General features: G+C 64.1%; 15 protein-coding genes and 2 pseudogenes. 8 read left to right on the forward strand and 9 right to left on the reverse strand.

The window, feature by feature from the left end:
* Nucleotides 1-63 precede the first annotated feature (63 nt).
* The gene (locus MUU54_RS05935; RefSeq protein ID WP_247243110.1) at nucleotides 64-3222 is read right to left on the reverse strand and encodes an efflux RND transporter permease subunit; all 3159 of its coding nucleotides are present in this window, start codon (nucleotides 3220-3222) and stop codon (nucleotides 64-66) included.
* A complete protein-coding gene (locus MUU54_RS05940) occupies nucleotides 3219-4409 on the reverse strand; it encodes an efflux RND transporter periplasmic adaptor subunit (protein WP_247243111.1) in 1191 nt (396 codons plus the stop codon). The genes MUU54_RS05935 and MUU54_RS05940 overlap by 4 nt, the downstream gene beginning before the upstream one ends.
* Nucleotides 4410-4674: 265 nt before the next feature.
* On the opposite strand from MUU54_RS05940, the gene MUU54_RS05945 reads away from it, so the two are divergent.
* The gene (locus MUU54_RS05945; RefSeq protein WP_247243112.1) at nucleotides 4675-7161 is read left to right on the forward strand and encodes an ATP-dependent helicase; all 2487 of its coding nucleotides are present in this window, start codon (nucleotides 4675-4677) and stop codon (nucleotides 7159-7161) included.
* Between the two features lie 9 nt (nucleotides 7162-7170).
* Here MUU54_RS05945 and MUU54_RS05950 read toward each other — a convergent pair whose 3' ends face one another.
* A complete protein-coding gene (locus MUU54_RS05950) occupies nucleotides 7171-7524 on the reverse strand; it encodes a nuclear transport factor 2 family protein (RefSeq protein WP_247243113.1) in 354 nt (117 codons plus the stop codon).
* A 108-nt stretch (nucleotides 7525-7632) separates the two neighbouring features.
* On the opposite strand from MUU54_RS05950, the pseudogene MUU54_RS05955 reads away from it, so the two are divergent.
* Both MUU54_RS05955 and MUU54_RS05960 read left to right on the forward strand, forming a co-directional pair.
* Nucleotides 7633-8453 (forward strand): annotated as a pseudogene (locus MUU54_RS05955) (helix-turn-helix domain-containing protein).
* Nucleotides 8450-8767, forward strand: a complete 318-nt coding sequence (locus tag MUU54_RS05960) for a putative quinol monooxygenase (RefSeq protein WP_247243114.1) — start codon at nucleotides 8450-8452, stop codon at nucleotides 8765-8767. Before MUU54_RS05955 ends, MUU54_RS05960 begins: the two are co-directional and overlap by 4 nt.
* Here the strand turns inward: MUU54_RS05960 and MUU54_RS05965 are convergent.
* The gene (locus MUU54_RS05965; protein ID WP_247243115.1) at nucleotides 8764-9183 is read right to left on the reverse strand and encodes a winged helix-turn-helix transcriptional regulator; all 420 of its coding nucleotides are present in this window, start codon (nucleotides 9181-9183) and stop codon (nucleotides 8764-8766) included. The two genes, MUU54_RS05960 and MUU54_RS05965, sit on opposite strands and share 4 nt — an antisense overlap.
* A gap of 104 nt (nucleotides 9184-9287) precedes the next feature.
* On the opposite strand from MUU54_RS05965, the gene MUU54_RS05970 reads away from it, so the two are divergent.
* From MUU54_RS05970 to MUU54_RS05980, 3 genes are all read left to right on the forward strand, one after another.
* Complete coding sequence (locus MUU54_RS05970; RefSeq protein ID WP_247243116.1) at nucleotides 9288-10046, forward strand: SDR family oxidoreductase; 759 nt, start codon at nucleotides 9288-9290, stop codon at nucleotides 10044-10046.
* Between the two features lie 98 nt (nucleotides 10047-10144).
* Complete coding sequence (locus MUU54_RS05975; protein WP_247243117.1) at nucleotides 10145-11146, forward strand: zinc-dependent alcohol dehydrogenase family protein; 1002 nt, start codon at nucleotides 10145-10147, stop codon at nucleotides 11144-11146.
* A 72-nt stretch (nucleotides 11147-11218) separates the two neighbouring features.
* On the forward strand, nucleotides 11219-12364 hold the full coding sequence (locus MUU54_RS05980; protein ID WP_247243118.1) for an amidohydrolase: 1146 nt from the start codon (nucleotides 11219-11221) through the stop codon (nucleotides 12362-12364).
* Here the strand turns inward: MUU54_RS05980 and MUU54_RS05985 are convergent.
* The 5 genes and pseudogenes from MUU54_RS05985 to MUU54_RS06000 form a co-directional block, all read right to left on the reverse strand.
* Complete coding sequence (locus tag MUU54_RS05985; protein ID WP_247243119.1) at nucleotides 12361-13701, reverse strand: DUF2778 domain-containing protein; 1341 nt, start codon at nucleotides 13699-13701, stop codon at nucleotides 12361-12363. The two genes, MUU54_RS05980 and MUU54_RS05985, sit on opposite strands and share 4 nt — an antisense overlap.
* 264 nt (nucleotides 13702-13965) lie before the next feature.
* Entirely contained in the window at nucleotides 13966-15189 is a 1224-nt protein-coding gene (locus tag MUU54_RS05990) for a YeeE/YedE family protein (protein ID WP_247243120.1), read from the reverse strand.
* Between the two features lie 224 nt (nucleotides 15190-15413).
* Nucleotides 15414-15920 carry a DUF2254 family protein gene (locus MUU54_RS05995; protein WP_312038805.1) on the reverse strand — a complete coding sequence of 169 codons (507 nt, stop codon included), beginning with the start codon at nucleotides 15918-15920 and terminating at the stop codon, nucleotides 15414-15416.
* Nucleotides 15869-16063, reverse strand: a pseudogene (locus MUU54_RS25245) (hypothetical protein); the annotation flags it as partial. The gene MUU54_RS05995 and the pseudogene MUU54_RS25245, both read right to left, overlap by 52 nt.
* A 282-nt stretch (nucleotides 16064-16345) precedes the next feature.
* Nucleotides 16346-16741 (reverse strand): DUF2254 family protein, encoded by a 396-nt coding sequence (locus tag MUU54_RS06000; protein WP_247243122.1) that lies wholly within the window; start codon nucleotides 16739-16741, stop codon nucleotides 16346-16348.
* A 223-nt stretch (nucleotides 16742-16964) separates the two neighbouring features.
* Here MUU54_RS06000 and pncA point away from each other — a divergent pair, with 223 nt between their 5' ends.
* Nucleotides 16965-17591, forward strand: coding sequence for a bifunctional nicotinamidase/pyrazinamidase (pncA, locus tag MUU54_RS06005; protein WP_247243123.1), 627 nt, complete (start codon nucleotides 16965-16967; stop codon nucleotides 17589-17591).
* Nucleotides 17592-17697: 106 nt separating this feature from the next.
* Nucleotides 17698-18417: an AzlC family ABC transporter permease gene (locus tag MUU54_RS06010; protein WP_247243124.1), complete on the forward strand. Its 720-nt coding sequence runs from the start codon at nucleotides 17698-17700 to the stop codon at nucleotides 18415-18417.

Raw genomic sequence — 18417 nt, forward strand, 5'->3', positions numbered from 1 at the left:
TCGCTTGTCGCCAACCAACAGGGTCAGACTATGTTCCGCAGATGTGATCGCCGGCCGATCAACTCATTCCGCGGCAAGCAGCGGCCGCTCGCCATCTTCGTTCGCCTGCGCCCGCGTCGCCGTCGCCAGTTCCTGGTGGAGGCGCCGCTCCTCATGGACATGCGGCTTGGCGAAGCGGGCAATCAGCAGATACGTGACCGGCGTGATCAGAAGCGTCACGGCCGTTGCAAGCCCAAGGCCGCCGACGATGACCCAGCCTAGCGCAATACGCGCTTCCGCCCCCGCACCCTGCGCCAGGATCAGCGGCACGCCGCCGATGACGGTGGCGATCATCGTCATCATCACCGGACGCAGACGAATGCTGCAGGCCTGCTCGATGGCCTCACGCACGCCCGCCCCGCGATCGCGCAACTGGTTGGCGAACTCGACGATCAGGATGCCGTTCTTGGCCATGACTCCGACGAGGAGGACGAGGCCGATCTGGCTGTAGACGTTGAGGCTGGAGCCGGTCAGCACCAGCGCGAAGACGGCACAGGCAAGGCCGAGCGGCACCGTCGACATGATGATCAGCGACGAGAGCACGCTCTCGAACTGCGCGGCCAGCACGAGGAAGATGATGGCGATGGCAAAACCGAAGGTCATCAGCATGCCGGAGGAGTTTTCCTCTAGCGTCGCCGCTTCCGCAAGCGGCATCAGGCGTGAGCCCGGCGGCAGCAGCGGCTCAGCCATTTCCTCCACCGCCTGCACCGCTTGCCCGAGCGTCACGCCGTCCTTGAGGTTGCCGGAGAAGGAGACGGCGGCCAGCTGCTGCTCGCGCGCAAGCTCGGGCGCAACGGCGCCTTCCCGCAGTGTGGCGATGGTCGACATCGGCACGATCCTGCCGTCGCCGGCCTTCAGGAAGATGTTTTCAAGATCCGTCGGATCGTCGATCGGTCGGGTATTGGAGGTGAGCTTCACCGGCAGCGCTTCGCCGTCGACGAAGACATCGACGATCGAGCGGCCCTCGAGCAGCGACTGAAGGGCGGCTGAAAGCCCGGTGATGTCAATGCCGAGATCGGAGGCGCGCTCGCGGTCAAAGGCGACGGAAAGCTGCGCCTGGGTCGGCTCGTTGGACAGCCGGGGCGTATCGAACAGACCGCTGTCCTCCATCTTGTAAACGAGCTGGATGGAGGCTTCCGTCAGCTTCTCATGATCGCTGCCGACCATAGCCATCTGCAGTCCATTGCCGGCGCCGCGGATGCCCAGGCTGTTCGACTGGATGGCAAATCCGCGCAGCGCCGGCACTTTCTGGGCTGCCGCATTCACGTCCTGTGCGATCTCGTTCTGGCTGCGCACGCGCTCGTCCCAGGGCGCGAGCGTCAGCACCATGAAGCCGCTATTGGTGCTGCTGCCATAGCCGGAGATGGAGAAGATGTTCTCAATCTCGCCGGAATCACGAAGCGGCTGAAGGTTCTCCTCGATCCGCTGCAGCTGGTCGCGGGTATAGTCGATGCTGACGCCTTCCGGTGCCGAAAGCCGCAGCATCACCATCGACCGGTCTTCCTGCGGCGTCAGCTCGCTACGCACGAGGCCGAAGGCGCCATAGGCGGCGGCCGAGATAATGACAGACACCACGATCACCAAGAGTGGTGCATCGAGGCAGCGGCGCAGCACCCCGGCATAAAGGCTCGCAAACTTGCCGCCGAGCCAGCCGAGTGCGCCGCGATTGCTGTCCTCCATCGGCTTTGCTAGCATGCGCGACGCGAGCATTGGGCAGAGTGTGAGGGCGGTGATGGAGGAAAGCGCCACGGCAAAAGCGAGGACGAAGCCGAACTCGCGGAACAGGCCGCCCATCTGGCCGGGTAGGAAGGAGAGCGGAATGAAGACCGCTGCCAGCGTTGCCGTGGTGGCGAGCACGGCGAAGAAGACCTCCTGCGTGCCCAGCACCGCGGCGGCCCGCGGCCCCATGCCTTCCGTGCGGCGGCGCACGATGTTCTCCAAGACCACGATCGCGTCGTCGACGACGAGGCCGGTTGCGAGCACGATGGCGAGCAGCGTCAGGATGTTGATCGAGAATCCCACCAGATAGATGGCGACCAGCGTGCCGATCAGCGCGACCGGCATGGTGAGCGCAGGGATCAGCGTCGCGCGCCAGTCGCGCAGGAAGAGGAAGATGACGATCAGCACGACGGAAGCCGACAGCGCGAGCGCAATCTCCACCTCGTGCAGCGCACCCTCGATGAAGACGGCGTCGTCGCTCGTCACGGCAATACGCGTCCCCTGCGGCAGATTCTGCTGCAGCTCGCCAACGGCGGCGTGGACACCTTCCGAAATACTGAGCGTGTTGGACTGGGCCTGACGGATGATGCCAAGGCCGACGCCCTGGACCCCGTTGGCGCGCAGCACGGTCGACCCGTCATCCGGTCCGAGCGTGACGGTCGCGACATCCCTGAGGCGGATATTATCTTTGATCAGGACGTTCTCGAAGTCCTCCGGCGTCGTGAGGTCGGCGGTGGCACGCACCACGATATTCTGCCGATTGCTTTCCAGCGACCCGGCCGGTACGTCGAGAGCGGCCGTTGAAAGCGTCGTTGAGATGTCCTCGACCGTCAGGCCACGGCCGGCAAGGGCCGCTTGGTTGATGTCGACGCGGAAGATCTTTTCCTGGTCACCATAGAGCTCAACATCGGCCACGCCGTCGACGGCGGCAAGACGGTCGGTCACCTCATTATCCACCAGAAGCGTAAGGTCTTCCATCGACATGGTGCTGGAGGTGACGGCGATGCGCATGATCGCTTGGGAATCGGCGTCCGCCTTGACGATCCGCGGCTCATCGGCATCGTCCGGCAACTGGTTGGTGATGCCGCCGAGCGCATCGCGCACGTCGCTGGCGGCGACGGCAAGATCGGCCGTGTCGGAAAACTCCAGCGTAACGCGGCTGGAGCCGAACTGCGATTCCGACGAGATCGATTTGAGCCCGCTGACGCGTGCCACGGCCCCTTCGATGATCTGGGTCAGTTCCTGGTCGATCGTCTGCGGCGAGGCACCGTCATAGGTCGTACGCACGGTAATGACCGGCTGGTCTACATCAGGAAGTTCACGCACCTCCACGCCGAACAGCGCGGCAAGGCCGGCCACCACGAGAAGCGTGTTAAGAACGGCGGCAAGGATCGGGCGCCGGACGAAGAGTGCGGTAAAGCTCTGGCCGGCGGTCTCGGCCTTCTGAGTTTCGTCATTCGTCATTGGCTGGCGACCTCCGCCTTGTCCGGCTGCCCGGCGATTTGGACATTGCCGCCTTCGCGGACACGCTGCAACCCCTCGATCACCACCGGGTCTCCGGTGGAGAGGTTGGCATCGACGAGAACCACATCAGGGTTGCGCTGGATGATCCTGACCCGCGTCTTGAACGACTTGCCGTCCACCACCCGCCAGACATAGGAGCCTTCCGCATCCCACTGCACGGCGAGCGGATCGACCGCGGGATAGGTATCGCCAGCAAAGCGCATGCCGACATCGAAGGCCATGCCGGCGCGCAGCACGTCGTCCGGATTGTCGATGCGGGCGCGGATGCGAAGCGTGCGGCTGGCGGGATCGACGCGGTTGTCGATTGCATGGACGACGCCGGTGAAGACCTGGCCGGGGCGAGCAATCGACGTCGCCTCCACTGGATGATCGACCGAGACTGCGGTGGCGAAGCGTTCGGGGGCCCAGAAATCAACGAGCAGCGAGGAGCGATCGTCGATGGTGACGATGGCGGTCTGGGTGGTGACGTTGTCGCCGACATTGACCGGCACGATGCCCGCCACGCCATCGATCGGGGACAGGATCTCGCGGCGCTTCAGGTTGAGCTCCGCGGCCGCAAGCTCCAGTTTTGCGGTTTCCTCCGCGATCTGCGCATCGAGCACGTCGAGGCGCGACACGGAGCGGAGATTGCTGAGCGATTCCGAGCGTTCGGTCGCGCTGCGGAGCGCAACCTGTGCCCGGTCGCGGGCAATCACCTGCTCGTCGTCGTCGAGCCGCGCCAGCACATCGCCCTTGGCAACTTTCTCGCCGGCCTCGACCAGGATCTCCTCGATCGTGCCGGCGGCCTGCGGCATAACAACGACGGATTGGATGGCCACGCCGCTACCGATAGCCGAAAGTCGGTCGTTGACCGTGCCGGTTGCGACATCTTCGGTGACGACCGTCGTTGCCCGTCCGCCGCCGGGGCCCCTGCCCTGCCCGCCACCTTGTCCGCCACCCTGGCCACGTCCAGCCCCCGCGCCTTCAGACGCTCCATCGGCCACCTGCGGAGAAAGTGCGGCCAAGATTGGCTGCGGCACGCCCATCTTGGCGAGCGTCTCACCGGCGCCCGGCACCAGTAAGGCCCAGAGACAGAGGGCGACGGCAATGACGACGAGGCTGAGCAGCAGCTGCTTCCAAAGGCGCATGAATGTCTCCGGTGGAGGAAAATAAACAAATGAACCTGCTATATGTCTTGGCCGGACTATACATGCAATTCGGGGTCTGCATCCTTACGGATTTGTAACCTCCCGGTATTTCACGCAAATGTCAGCATTGCGGCGTCCGCGTGCAGAAGACATTGCGGCTGCATAGGGTGGTCCATCTTCATTGCGCCATGCCCGGATGGGACCACAGGAATGAAAGCAGAACATCTTTTCTGGCCTTTCAGGTTAGAATCACTACATTGGCCGCATGAGTAACGTATTCGACGACATTCCGTTCTTCGACGAGGAGCCGGAACAGCGCCGAGCGTCCGAGCCAGCCGCCCCGCCGGCTGCCGGAGGCCTCGGAATCGCCGCCCGCGCCATGGCTGCGCGCGACCAGAACCGTGCCGCACCCGATTATCTCTCCGGCCTCAACCCGGAGCAGCGGGAAGCCGTCGAGACCGTCGACGGGCCTGTTCTCGTGCTGGCGGGCGCCGGCACCGGCAAGACGCGCGTGCTGACTACCCGCATCGCCCATATCCTCGCAACCGGCCGCGCCTTTCCAAGCCAGATCCTTGCCGTCACCTTCACCAACAAGGCGGCGCGCGAGATGAAGGAGCGCATCGGCGTGCTCGTCGGCGGCGCCGTGGAAGGCATGCCCTGGCTCGGCACCTTCCATTCGATCGGGGTGAAGCTCCTGCGTCGCCATGCCGAGCTTGCGGGTCTCCGCTCCGACTTCACCATTCTCGACACCGACGACGTGATCCGGCTGATCAAGCAGCTGATCCAAGCGGAGGGGCTGGACGACAAGCGCTGGCCGGCCCGCCAGTTCGCCGGCATGATCGACAACTGGAAGAACAAGGGGCTGACGCCGAAGGACATTCCCGAGGGCGATGCCCGCGCCTTCGCCAACGGCAAGGGCCGCGAGCTCTACCGCGCCTACCAGGATCGGCTGAAGACGCTGAACGCCTGCGATTTCGGCGACCTGCTGCTTCATCCGATCGCGATCTTCCGTGACCACCCGGACATCCTCAAGGAGTATCACGCGAAATTCCGATACATCCTGGTGGACGAGTACCAGGATACCAACACCGCCCAGTACATGTGGCTGCGGCTCTTGGCGCAGCGGCCGAAGGGCGTGCCGCAGAACGTCTGCTGCGTGGGCGACGACGACCAGTCGATCTACGGCTGGCGCGGCGCCGAGGTAGACAATATCCTGCGCTTTGAAAAGGACTTCCTGGGCGCCAGGGTGATCAAGCTGGAGCGCAACTACCGCTCCACCGAACACATCCTTGGCGCCGCCGGCCACCTGATCGCCCACAACGAGGGGCGGCTCGGCAAGACGCTTTTCACCGACCGCAGCGACCCGGACGACGAGAAGGTGCAGGTGCATGCCGCCTGGGATTCTGAAGAGGAAGCCCGTGCCGTCGGTGAGGAGATCGAGCGGCTGCAGCGTGGCGACGCGGACGGCAAGAAGCATGCACTGAACGACATGGCTATCCTGGTTCGCGCCTCCTTCCAGATGCGCGAGTTCGAAGACCGCTTCGTGACCCTCGGCCTCAACTACCGTGTCGTCGGCGGCCCGCGTTTCTACGAGCGGCTCGAGATCCGCGATGCCATGGCCTATTTCCGCCTCGTGTGCCAGCCAGCCGACGACCTTGCCTTCGAGCGCATCGTGAATACGCCCAAGCGCGGCCTCGGCGACACCACGGTACGCACGCTGCACGACTACGCCCGCGCCCGCGACGTGCCGATGCTGGCCGCCGCAAGCGAGATCATCGAAACGGACGAGCTGAAGCCGAAGGCGCGCAAGGCGCTATTCGACGTGATTCAAAGCTTCAGGAACTGGCAGGAACGACTTGAGAAGACTCCGCATATCGAGCTCGCCGAACAGATCCTCGAAGAGTCCGGCTATACCGACATGTGGAAGAACGACAAGTCGGCAGAAGCTCCGGGGCGGCTGGAAAACCTGAAGGAACTGATCCGGTCGATGGAAGCCTTCGAGTCGATGCGCGGCTTCCTCGAACACGTTTCGCTCGTCATGGACGCCGAACAGAACGAGGACCTCGACGCGGTTTCGATCATGACGCTGCATTCCGCCAAGGGGCTGGAGTTCGACACCGTCTTCCTACCCGGCTGGGAGGAAGGCCTCTTTCCGCACCAGCGGGCGCTGGACGAAGGCGGCCGCTCGGGACTGGAGGAGGAACGCCGCCTCGCCTATGTCGGCATCACCCGCGCAAAGCGCCGCTGCCACATCTGGTTCGTCTCCAATCGGCGCATCCATGGGCTGTGGCAATCCACCATGCCTTCGCGCTTCCTCGACGAACTGCCGGCCCATCATGTCGATGTCGCGGCTTCGGAGAGCAACTACGGCGGCTATGGCGGGCGCGGCGGCTACGGCCAGTCACGCTTCGACAAGGCAGATCCCTTCGCCAACACCTATTCCACCCCCGGCTGGAAGCGGGCCCAGGCCAACCAGACGAATGCCACCCGCGACAACTGGGGCACCCGCTCCGGCCACGCGGTGGAGCGCATCGGCTACGGCGAGAACGGCCCGCGCGGCCGCACCATCGAGGGCGAACTGGTGGCGAAATCCGTCGCCGAAACACCCTCGCAATTTACGCTTGGCGACCGCGTCTTCCACATCAAGTTCGGCAACGGCAACATTGCCGCGATCGAAGGCAACAAGCTGACCATCGACTTCGACAAGGCCGGGCAGAAGCGGGTGCTGGAGGGGTTTGTGGAGCGGGTGTGAAGGGGATTTCTACCTCGCCAGGAAGCCCACCACCTCCGTTACGCGTCCCTCCGCGTCCAGCCGTGCCACATCCATCCCGCGCGCGACCTCGTCGCCGGCAGGCGAGACGAGGGTCCAGGAGAAGCGGGTGAAAGGGCCGTGGCCATCGGGGGTGCCGAAGAAGTCGAAGCGGTGGCTGGGGAAGTGGCTGCGGGCGGCTGCGATCATGGCGGAAATGCCGGAGGGGCCCTCGCCATGCATCAGCGGCTCGGTATAGCGGGCATCCGGGGCCCAGGTCTCGGCAAGCGCCGCGGTGCGGGCAGCGTGGTCCGCCTCATTCCAGAGGGCGATATAGGCATTGGCGATGGCAAGGTGGTCGGTCATGCCGTGTTCCTTTCTTTGATCAGGATCTAAAGGCTGGCCCGGCTGTCGGCACCGAACAATTACCCCGGAGGTAATCGCATTCGGTTGCGCCTCTGCTAGGGTCGACGCATGACCAAGGAAGACCCTTTAACCAGCCCACCCTCCCCCGTCGGCACCGTCTTGCGCGAATGGCGAAGCCGCCGACGCATGAGCCAGCTCGACCTCGCGCTCGACGCCGAGATCTCCGCGCGGCACCTCAGCTTCGTCGAAAGCGGGCGGTCATCACCGAGCCGCGACCTCTTGCTCAAGCTAGCCCAGCGGCTCTCCATGCCGCTTCGCGCCCAAAACCGCCTGCTGCTTGCCGCGGGCTATGCACCTCGCCATCCAGAAGCGTCCTACAAGGCGCCGGAACTCAAGGAGATCCGGCAGACCGTGCAGGCGATCCTCGCCGGACACATGCCGTTCCCGGCCATTGCCGTCGATGGCGGTGGACGCTGCTCCAGGCGAACGATGCGGCAACGGCCCTGTTCGAAGGGATCGACGCTGCGATGCTGGCACCCCCGCTCAACGTGCTGCGGCTGAGCCTCCACCCGCAGGGACTTGCGCCACGGATCGCAAATCTCGGCGGATGGCGCCATCACGTGCTGGAGCGATTGCGGGTGCAGATGGATGGGTCAGGAGACCCTGTGCTTGCGGAGTTGCTAGCGGAACTTTCCACCTATCCCGCGCCGCCAGCACCAAAGGAGACAGGCGGCCATTCGCTGCTCGCAGTGCCGCTTGAGCTCCGGCTGCCGGACAGCGACCAGGTGATGCGTTTCATCTCCACTACGACCCTGTTCAGCACCGCTACCAGCGTCACCCTCTCGGAATTGGCGCTGGAGTGCTTCTATCCCGCGGATGCAGAGACACGGGCGGCCCTGATGCAACAGCAAGCGAGGGACGTCCGATGAGCGTCACCTATCTGATCGAGTTCGACGTGAAGCCAGCCGAGCTCGACCGTTTCCTGAGACTCTTGAATGGCGTGCTGGACGCTATGCGCCACGAGGCGATGTTCGTCAGCGCTAATCTTCACGCCGCTCCAGAGAACGACAATCGCTTGCTGTTGCACGAGACATGGCGGAGTCATGGCGATGTGTTGCAGGTGCAGCTTGGCCGCTCTTACCGTGAGGAATGGCATGCGGCGCTCCCGGATCTGCTGGCGAGCGACCGGAAGATCTCGGTCTGGCAGCCACTGCGCGACGATCACGTGCCAACGCCTGCCTAGCCCTGCCCTTCCCGCTCGCGAAACGCCGCCCGCGCACTCTCGATCGTCGCGTGGTGCTTTTCGGCCCATATCCACACCCCGCAGAATGCTTCGCCGAGGCTGTGGCCGAGGTCGGTCAGGGTATAATCCACATGCGGCGGGATGACGGGGTGGACGGTGCGGGAAACGAGGCCGTCGCGTTCCATGTCGCGCAGGGTCTTGGTCAGCATCTTCTGGCTGATGCCGCCGACATGGCGGCCGACTTCGGTGAAGCGGAGCGTTCCTTGCTCTTCGAGCGTTTCCAGGATCAGCATGGTCCACTTGTCTGCCACCTGGCCGATGATGCCGCGCACCAGTTCCTCGATCGCCGGATCGACTTCCTCCGGGATTTCGCGGGTGGAGCGAGAACTTTCTTTCCCAGCGGCGCCTTGCGACACAGACACTTCCCTTTTGGTGCGTATAGAACTTCCAGGTGCCTTCTTTCTAAGGGAAAGCATGCGCCATATCTTCCCGTTACGCAACCACGAACGGAGACAGACGCATGAAGACAACAGGCAACACCATCCTCATCACCGGCGGCAATTCCGGCATCGGGCGGGCGCTGGCGGAAGCCTTCCACGCCCGCGGCAACAAGGTGATCATCACCGGTCGACGCCAGGAAACGCTGGAAGAGGTCTCCGCCGCCAATCCCGGCATGATCGCCATGACGCTCGACATCGGCGATGCAGAGGGCATCAAGGCCTTTGCCGAGCGCCTCGTGCGCGAGCACCCGGACCTCAATGCCGTGATCAACAATGCCGGCATCATGAAGCGCGAGGATCTCACGACGGCGCCCGACTACCTGCAGACGGCGGAAGAAACGATCGCCACCAACCTGCTTGGGCCGGTCCGCCTGACCGCAGCCCTCCTGCCGCATCTGCTCAAGCAGCAGGATGCGACCATCCTCACGGTCTCTTCCGGCCTCGCCTTCGTGCCCATGGCGGCGACCCCCACCTATTCCGCGACCAAGGCGGCGATCCATTCCTATTCCATGGGCCTGCGCCGGCAGCTCAATGACACGAGTGTCGAGGTGATCGAGATCGTGCCGCCTTACGTGCAGACCACCCTGATGAGCGAACGCCAGGCCAACGACCCGACCGCCATGCCGCTTGCCGACTTCATCCGCGAGGTGATGGACGTCCTTACCAACCAGCCGGAGGCGCAGGAAGTCGTGGTCGAGCGCTGCAAGCCGCTGCGCTTCGCCGCCGAGACCGGCAGCATGGGCAAGATGTTCGAGATCGTCAGCGGCCTCGACCATTGATGCCGCAGGGCAGGCAAAGAGAGAGTATTCAGGCCCCTTGCCCGCTCTCCCTCCGCCGCTAGGTGAGGCCCCTCGATCTTTCTGCCGAGGAGTTTCCCATGAAAGCCATCGTCACCGCGCCGGGCGGCCTGGACGCCCTGAAGCTTGTCGACCTGCCCGATCCCGGCAAGCCCGGCCCGGGTGAGATCCGCGTCGCGCTGCATGGCAGTTCGATCAACTACCATGACCATGGCGTCGCAAGCGGCAGGATGCCGAGCGACGGCCGCGTGCTGTTGGCCGATGGCGCCGGCGTGGTGGAAGAGGTCGGCGACGGGGTAAGCGAGTTCTCCCCCGGCGACCACGTCGTCTCCTGCTTCTTCCCCGACTGGCAGGACGGGCCGCCGATCTCCGGCGACTTCTCCCGCGTTCCGGGCGACGGCATCGACGGTTTTGCCTGCGACTACGCCGTGCGCCCGGCCACCGCCTTCACCCATGCGCCGCAGGACTTCTCCCACGTCGAGGCCGCCACCATCACCACGGCGGGACTGACGGCCTGGCGGGCACTGGTGGAGCTCGGCAACCTGAAAGCCGGCGACACGGTGCTGGCGCTCGGCACCGGCGGCGTCTCGATCTTCGCCCTGCAGATCGCTCGTGCAATGGGTGCCCGCGTGGCCATCAGCTCCTCCTCCGACGAGAAGCTGGAGCGAGCCCGCCGGATGGGCGCCGAGTTCACCCTCAACTACACGCGCGACGAGAACTGGGGCAAGAAAATCATGGACTGGACCGGCGGCCGCGGCGTCGACCATGTGGTCGAGGTCGGCGGCCCGGGCACGCTTTCGCAGTCGATCCAGGCGGTGGCGCTCGGCGGCCGCATCACGCTGATCGGCGTCCTGACGGGACGCAGCGGTGAAGTGCCGACAGCGACGCTGATGGGCAAGCAAGTGATCCTGACCGGCATCATCGTCGGCAACCGGCGCCACCAGAAGGGTTTCGTCCGCGCCCTCGATACCGGCCTCTTCAAGCCGGTGATTGACCGCGTCTTTCCGCTAGAACAGCTGACGGATGCCTTCCGCTACGAAGAAAGCGGCGCGCATTTCGGCAAGATCGGCATCGAATGGTAGAATGCGAAGCCTGCCGCTTGCCCTGCCCGACCTGCCCCATTACCTCTTGCTGACGGGCAATGGAGGGCCGCCATGTTTCTCACCAACCGCGATATCGTTGAGCTGACCGCCTGGCGGCAGAAGCTGCATGGCATGCCGGAGGTCTCCGGCGAGGAAGTGGCGACCGCCGCGGAAGTGCAGGCCTTCCTGGCCAACACGGCACCGGACAGGGTGATCTCCGGTCTCGGCGGCACCGGCGTCGCGGCCGTGTTCGAAGGTGAGGAGAGAGGGCCGACTGTGCTGTTCCGCTGCGAGCTCGACGCGCTGCCGATCGAGGAGATTTCCGACCTGCCGCACCGCTCCCGTTTCCCGGGCAAGGGTCACATGTGCGGCCATGACGGGCATACGGCAACGATTGCGGCATTGGCGTGCGGCTTTGCCAAGGAGCGGCCGAAGCGGGGACGCGTCGTTCTACTCTTCCAGCCGGCGGAGGAAACTGGGGCCGGCGCGGCAGCGGTGATTGCCGACGAGCGTTTCGCGGAGATCCGGCCGGATTATGCCTTTGCCCTCCACAACCTGCCGGGTCTACCGCTCGGTCATGTCTGGCTGAAGGAAGGGATCGCGAACTGCGCCTCGCGCGGCATCAAGATCGCGCTGGCCGGCAAGACGGCGCATGCCTCCATGCCGGAAACCGGAACGTCTCCCATGCGGGCGATCGCGAGCCTGATGCCGGCGCTGACGGATCTGAGCCGCGGTTCGGTGAGCGGCGGAGATCTGGTGCTTGCGACTGTCGGCCATGTCCAGCTCGGCGAGCCGGCCTTCGGCATTGCGCCGGGGTATGCGGAACTTTGGGCCACGCTGCGGACCACGACGAACGACCAGATGCAGGCGCTGGTGGATTCCGCCGAGCGGCTGGCAAGGGAAGCGGCAGCGAAGGACGGGCTGGCGGTAGAGATTAGCTATCAAGAGATCTTCAGCCATTGCGACAATGATCCGGAGGCGGCGGACCTGTTGCGGGCGGCTCTGGACGCGGAAGGCATCGCTCATGAAGCGGGCGAGGCACTGCGCGCTTCAGAAGATTTCGGCCTGTTCGGCACCGTCTCGAAGTCGGCTATGTTCTATCTTGGTGCGGGTGAAGCGCACCCCGCCCTGCACAACCCGGACTATGATTTTCCGGACGATCTTATCCCGATCGGCGCCCGCATCTTCATGCGAACGGCGCGGGATCTTCTAGGCTAGGCGTCCTTGCCGCCGAAAAGCTTGACCAGCAGGTTGTTGCTCTTGCCTGGCAGACGGTCGTTATATTCCGGCACGATGACCATGTGGGTAATCTCGCCGCGGCGGAAGGCCGCCAGGAACTTGTCGTAGTTCTTGAAGGCAACGCAGCCATGCGAATCGCCGGGGCGCGAGCGCAGGAGATAGGTGTGCGCCAGAAGACCGGTGCGGCCCTGCGGATGGGTGCCATCAACGGAAGTCAAACGGATGGCCGCCACGCCGTGAAACGGCTTTTCGCGCATGGAGAGCTTGTAGGTCCCGGGCGGGGTCGGGCCCTTCATCTTCACATGCGTGTACTTCGGATTGTCGCGCATCTTGCCGATTCCGGAATGGGCTTCGAGCTTGGTGCCGTTCGGCATGTGCACAACGCCGTTGGTGATGTCGTAGATCGCGATCTTCTTGGTTCCTAGATCCGGGATCGGCGATGCCTTCGGCAGCGACTTCACCGGATTGTCCGGCCGGGCATAGGCGAGCACTGTCGCAGCAGACTCTTCGACCTCTTGCTCGGCCTCCGGTTTGGCCAGCTTGGCGACGGCCATTGCCTCCAGCGCCTTGGCGGCCGTTTGCGGGCGCGACGTCGGTAGCGGACCTTCCATCGGCAGCGTATCGTCCATCAGGGCCGCGACTTCCGCGGTCCGGCCAGCTTCTTCTGCCTCGATCGCAGCGGTCTCGATGGCGCTCTCATCCGACAGGTCCTCTTCCTCGGTGATGTCGGCGGGAATGGAAGCGGTGACAATGGAGGCTTCCGGCAACTCGACGCGCGGCGCAAGCGCCACCGTCTGGTTCATCGCCTCGCCCAGCATCTGCTTGACGACGTCCGCCTCAGGACGAAGGGCGGCGATCGTTTCGAACTTCTCGTCCTCGGCCGCTGAGGCGAATGCGGCACCAAGGGCAGCGGCGAGCGCCTTCGGGTCAGGACGCTTCGAAACCACGGCGGCGAGCTGCGCACCCTCAAGGCGAGCGGCCTTCGGTGCTGCCGGCTGCTGGTAAAGGCGTTCAAACTTGTTGATCTTCAGGGCAACCGCGGCTGGCTCGTCCACTTCCGCTGGCTGTGGCGCTACTACCGGCTTCAGGGACAGCGCCAGATCGTAACGAGGCTTTTCCGGCAAGGACGACAAGGAAGGCACGAAACTGCTGACGGTCGAGGTGGCGGCAAAGATCCACAGGCCACCGAGCGCTGCGGTCGAAAGCACCATCTTTCCGGCGAACGCAAAGCGCGAGGGGCGCGTGCGCCGGGGTGTCGGATGGGAGAAATCGGAGGAGGTGTCGAACGTGTTGATCTCTAGCGCCATGATACTCATTACCCAGTCATTCTGCCAAAGCCGCGCCCGCGACCATGTCCATCTGCATTGAACGGCGGCTCGAGAAGCCCATGCCGTCAGGCGATTGGATTAGAGAATGACGAAATGTGGTAACCAATATCTTTACGCCCCGCCCCCTGAATTGCTGCTTTGCCTCTAGAAGGCAAACCTGCCGGAAGTTTAGCGGAAATGCGGCAGTGTGGTGGCGGCGTCAGAAAGCGGCCTTCCCGCACCACATGAGCGGTGCGGGAAGCGGTGGCAGGATCAGCCGTCGACGCGGTGGACGGCACTGCGTTCCAGGAAGAACCAGGGGCGCAGCTTGACGCCGAGCACGTTGCCAGCAAAGGCCGCAACCGCCCAGAGATAGCCGTGCAGGCTGCCCGAGGCGATGCCGGAGAAATAGGCCCCAATATTGCAGCCATAGGCGATGCGCGCGCCATAGCCGAGCAAGAGGCCGCCGGCCACGGCGGCAAGGATGGAGCGCAGCGGGATGTTGAGGTTCGGCGCAAACTTGCCGGCAAGCGCTGCGGCAAGCATGGCGCCGGCGATGATGCCGAAATCCATGGTCGAGGTGACGTCGGCAAAGACGCTCTGCGACAGAGCCTTGGCATTGCCCGGCGCCTGCCAATAGGCCCAAGCGGACGGATCAATGCCGATCAACTGCGCGCCCTTGGCGCCCCAGAGCGCGAAGGCCGAGGTAATGCCCCATGGGCGGCCGGCAAGCGCCAGCGTTGCGAAGTTCAGGAGCGCCAGCGCGATTGCGCCGGCCACCAGCGGCCAGGGACCGCGCAGGTAACGGGCAAGGCCTTCGCGCGGCGCGGCCGGGGTCTGTTCAAGGCTGCCGTAGCGGCGCTTTTCGACCCTGAGCGTCAGCCACGCGATCGCCGCGAAGATCGCCAGCGAGATGGCGATCCCGGTGACGGGGCCGAGGCTGGTCAGCGACATTGGCGGCAGCGCCGGCAGGCTCGTCCACCAGTCGAAATGAATGGTGGCAAGCAGAGAGCCGACGATGAAGAAGAACAGCGTCACCAGCATGCGGGCATTGCCGCCGCCGGCGGTAAACAGCGTGCCGGAGGCGCAGCCGCCGCCAAGCTGCATGCCGACGCCGAACATGAAGGCGCCGACGATCACCCCGGTGCCGGCAGGCGAAACGAACCCGCGAGCCTCGTGGCCGAACAGCGTGCCCGACGCGAGGAACGGAAAGAACAGGAGGACGGTGAGCGCCAGCAGGATCATCTGTACGCGCAAGCCCCTGCCCCGGCCTTCGGAAATGAAGACCCGCCAGGCGGAGGTGAAGCCGAAGGCAGAATGATAGAGCGAGATGCCGAGCGCGCCGCCGACGAGGAAGAGCGCACCATGCGCCGGCCCGTGAACGGCGCCGAGCGCCAATGTGCCACCGATGAGCACGATGAGTGCGGCAAGGCCGGGAACGCCGAGCGGCGGCAGACTGCCGGCTCTCGGCTTAAGGGATGAGGATACAACGGACATGGGATACTCCGATCGTTTGACACCCATATGGGGCACCCGCCCGCAGCCTTCGAGGAACTGCGTTCTATAGGATGAGCAGCCTGTGGAAATTCCGTTGCAGCAGCTCAGCTTTGCAGACCAAGGCTTGTCCCGCAGCCCTCGTCACGGCAGTCTTCCGCCTCAAGTGCGATGTGCCGAGGGAGCATGCTTGGCGGCTCGCCCGCGTGCGGCATCGATGGCTGTTCTCACCTCCTCCGCACGCGCCAAAATTGCCCGCCGGTCGAACTCGTCGATGCCGTGAGCGGCGTCCAGAGCTGCATCAAGCTGACCCCAAGAGCATCGCACTGTTCCGGAAGCCTGACATGGTCTGCGATGCGGAGAATAGCCTCGATGAGATGCAGGATCACAAACGACTTGCCGGCGGCGTCCTGCCGGATCAGGTTGAAGGCCGCCCCGATAACGGTGGCATAGGTCGAACTGGGAACGGCGATCCGCAGTCGTCCATCTGCGCCTGTGATGAAGGATTGCGGCAGCGCGCGCTTCATGAGATGCGCCAGGCCGGCGGAGAGCTGCGCCAGCACCGCTGCCGCCGTATAGGGATCATTGACGCCCGGCGACGAGGCTCTCACCACCATCTCCACCAGATGACGGATGGCGAACCCCGGATCCTGGCTGGCGGTTCGCCGGGAGCCGGTCGCGATCATCCTGCAGACGCGCTCCTGAAGCTCGGCGTGCAGTTTCGGCCCGGGCAGACGCTGATGCCGCCCCCGTCAGAGATGACATAGTCGCCCGGTCGGAAAGCGAATGCGATAAGAACATCGGCACCTTCGGCGAGCTCCTTTAGCCCGTCCAGGTCGATGCTCTGGACAAAGCCTCCGTACGCGGACCTAAGGAGATCGCCTCTCGCTCGAAATCCTCTGGCAACGCCCCTGCCGTCCCTTGATTGCGATCCTCGGGCAGGTCATCGAGTTCGGCGACCATGTCCGCGACCTCCGTGCCGAGCCGCTTGATCAGAGTTTCCGAGACAATCGATCACGCCAGAAATTGGAGCAAGGACACCAGGACGAGGACGCTTACAGCATCAGCAGAAGCCCCAGACTGACGCTCGGGAACACCTGCATTCTGTCGTGGATGGTCGATCCGACCGATCCGAGTTGGATCAGGCAGTACGTGGACGTCATGATGAACGTCCCAGCACGAACTGCGTGTGCGGGCTCGACATGAAGCTGCGGATCAGACGCGGGTCAAACTGGTTAGCTGCCAGCGACAGCACGACCATGGTGATAGAGAAAATCAAGCTGGTCATCGTGATCATGGATGACAGCAATGTCGAGAGCACGTCCCGCGCGCCGTTGGTCGTGCTAACAAAGACGAACACCGGCATGCCGGCAGGATCCGCGTGGATCAAGAGACGGTCGGCCCATGTGGCCGCCATGGCCAGGACCCCCGCTGCGGCCGCCATTAGAGTTGGAACCAGCCAGAAGCTTGTTCTGAGTTTCTCCCATGTCACTCGAATGGCCGGGTCATGCCCGCCGAGATGCGCCTTACCATTCACCGCTGCGGATACCTCCATCAACAAACTCGTCTGACGATCTGCCGCTGCTACGGCAGCTGACAAGGAAGGTTCCGCCGCCGCGCCCAGCAGCCTGCGACAAGCCTACACCGGCTCCCAGGGCATATCCTCGCTGAACGAAGGTTATTGAGGTACTTCGCGCCCTTCCATCCCGCTTAGGCTTGTCCATCCACCTCTCCTCGGTGTTTAATTGCGAAAAAAGATGCGAAGGGAGAGACGACCTATGAAAGCCTTGCTGCTGGTCGATATCCAGAACGGCTTCTGCCCCGGTGGCAACCTCCCGGTTCCGGAGGGGGACAAGGTGGTGCCTGTGGCAAACCGGCTAATCGAGGAAGGTGGGTATCACGTGATCGTCGCCTCGCAGGACTGGCACCCGGCCGACCACGGCAGCTTTGCCTCACAACACCCGGGCAAGAACCCATTCGAGATGGGCGAGTTGTGCGGCCAGCCGCAGATGCTCTGGCCGGACCACTGCGTGCAGGAAACGCCCGACGCGGAATTCCATCCGGACCTCAAGATCGACGACGTCGACTACATTCAGCAGAAGGGCGAGAATCCGGCCATCGATAGCTATTCCGCCTTCCGCGACAACGACAAGGCGGCGGTGACCGGCCTTGCCGGCTATCTGCGGGCCCAGCAGATCAACGAGCTCGACATCTGCGGGCTGGCAACCGATTACTGCGTCAAGTTCTCCGCGCTCGATGCCGTGGAGATGCTGCCCGGTGTGCAGGTCTGCTTCATCGAGGATGCCAGCCGCGGCATCGACCCGAAGGGCGTGAAGGCGGCGATCGAGGAGATGCGGGAAAAGGGCGTTGGCATCGTCAAGAGCCGGCAGATCCTGAAGGATTAACCGCGCCGCACCTCTGATGCTTCAGGAAAATCGATCCACCCATCAGCGCAATTGAATTGTGCCTCTGCCTGCACGCTCCTAAGGCTGGGTGGAAGAAGGATCTCCCATGAACCGCTATGACTTCAAACAGGGCCTGAAGGGCGGCGCCATCATCGCCCTCTCGTCGGCTCCCTTCGGCGTCCTGTTCGGCGCCGTCGCCATCGACAACGGGCTGAGCTTCCTGGAGACCTGGCTGATGAGCGCCACCGTCTATGCCGGTGCGAGCCAGCTCGTCGGCATCGAGCTCTTCGGCCAGCGCGTCGAACCGTGGCTGGTGGTGCTTTCCGTCTTCGCCGTCAATTTCCGCCACATCCTTTATTCGGCAGCCCTTGCAAAATTCATCCGCGGCTTCACGACGCTGCAGAAGGCGCTCGCTTTCTTCCTATTGGTCGATCCGCAGTTTGCCGAGGCCGTACGTCGGGGCGAAAGCGGCAAGGGCGTCAGCTTCTCCTGGTATTTCGGCTTCGGCGTCGTAATCTATGCGTCATGGAGTATCGCGACGATGGTCGGCGCCTGGTTCGGCAAGATGATCGGCGACCCGGCGTCGATCGGCATCGACATCCTGCTGCCGGTCTATTTCCTCGGCATGGTGCTCGCCTTCCGCAGCCGCTGGGGCTTTCCACCCGTGGTGCTGGCAAGCGCCATCGGATCGGTCGCGGCCTATCATTTTGTCGGCTCGCCCTGGCATGTCAGTCTCGGTGCTGCCGCCGGCATCATCGTCGCGACGCTGCTGCCGCTGAAGCCCAGGCATGAGCCGGATGCCGCAGTCGCCGGCGTGGAGCGCTGA

Source organism: Pseudorhizobium tarimense (assembly GCF_022968135.1).
Taxonomy (GTDB): Bacteria; Pseudomonadota; Alphaproteobacteria; order Rhizobiales; family Rhizobiaceae; genus Neorhizobium; species Neorhizobium tarimense.

Excerpts from the sequence above, each read along its gene's own strand:
- pncA (WP_247243123.1), top strand. The coding sequence starts at position 16,965 with ATGAAAGCCTTGCTGCTGGTCGATATCCAGAACGGCTTCTGCCCCGGT.
- MUU54_RS05990 (WP_247243120.1), bottom strand. The coding sequence starts at position 15,189 with ATGTCCGTTGTATCCTCATCCCTTAAGCCGAGAGCCGGCAGTCTGCCG.
- MUU54_RS05950 (WP_247243113.1), bottom strand. The coding sequence starts at position 7,524 with ATGACCGACCACCTTGCCATCGCCAATGCCTATATCGCCCTCTGGAAT.
- MUU54_RS05970 (WP_247243116.1), top strand. The coding sequence starts at position 9,288 with ATGAAGACAACAGGCAACACCATCCTCATCACCGGCGGCAATTCCGGC.
- MUU54_RS06010 (WP_247243124.1), top strand. The coding sequence starts at position 17,698 with ATGAACCGCTATGACTTCAAACAGGGCCTGAAGGGCGGCGCCATCATC.
- MUU54_RS05980 (WP_247243118.1), top strand. The coding sequence starts at position 11,219 with ATGTTTCTCACCAACCGCGATATCGTTGAGCTGACCGCCTGGCGGCAG.
- MUU54_RS05935 (WP_247243110.1), bottom strand. The coding sequence starts at position 3,222 with ATGACGAATGACGAAACTCAGAAGGCCGAGACCGCCGGCCAGAGCTTT.
- MUU54_RS06000 (WP_247243122.1), bottom strand. The coding sequence starts at position 16,741 with ATGGAGGTATCCGCAGCGGTGAATGGTAAGGCGCATCTCGGCGGGCAT.
- MUU54_RS05985 (WP_247243119.1), bottom strand. The coding sequence starts at position 13,701 with ATGAGTATCATGGCGCTAGAGATCAACACGTTCGACACCTCCTCCGAT.
- MUU54_RS05945 (WP_247243112.1), top strand. The coding sequence starts at position 4,675 with ATGAGTAACGTATTCGACGACATTCCGTTCTTCGACGAGGAGCCGGAA.
- MUU54_RS05960 (WP_247243114.1), top strand. The coding sequence starts at position 8,450 with ATGAGCGTCACCTATCTGATCGAGTTCGACGTGAAGCCAGCCGAGCTC.
- MUU54_RS05975 (WP_247243117.1), top strand. The coding sequence starts at position 10,145 with ATGAAAGCCATCGTCACCGCGCCGGGCGGCCTGGACGCCCTGAAGCTT.
- MUU54_RS05940 (WP_247243111.1), bottom strand. The coding sequence starts at position 4,409 with ATGCGCCTTTGGAAGCAGCTGCTGCTCAGCCTCGTCGTCATTGCCGTC.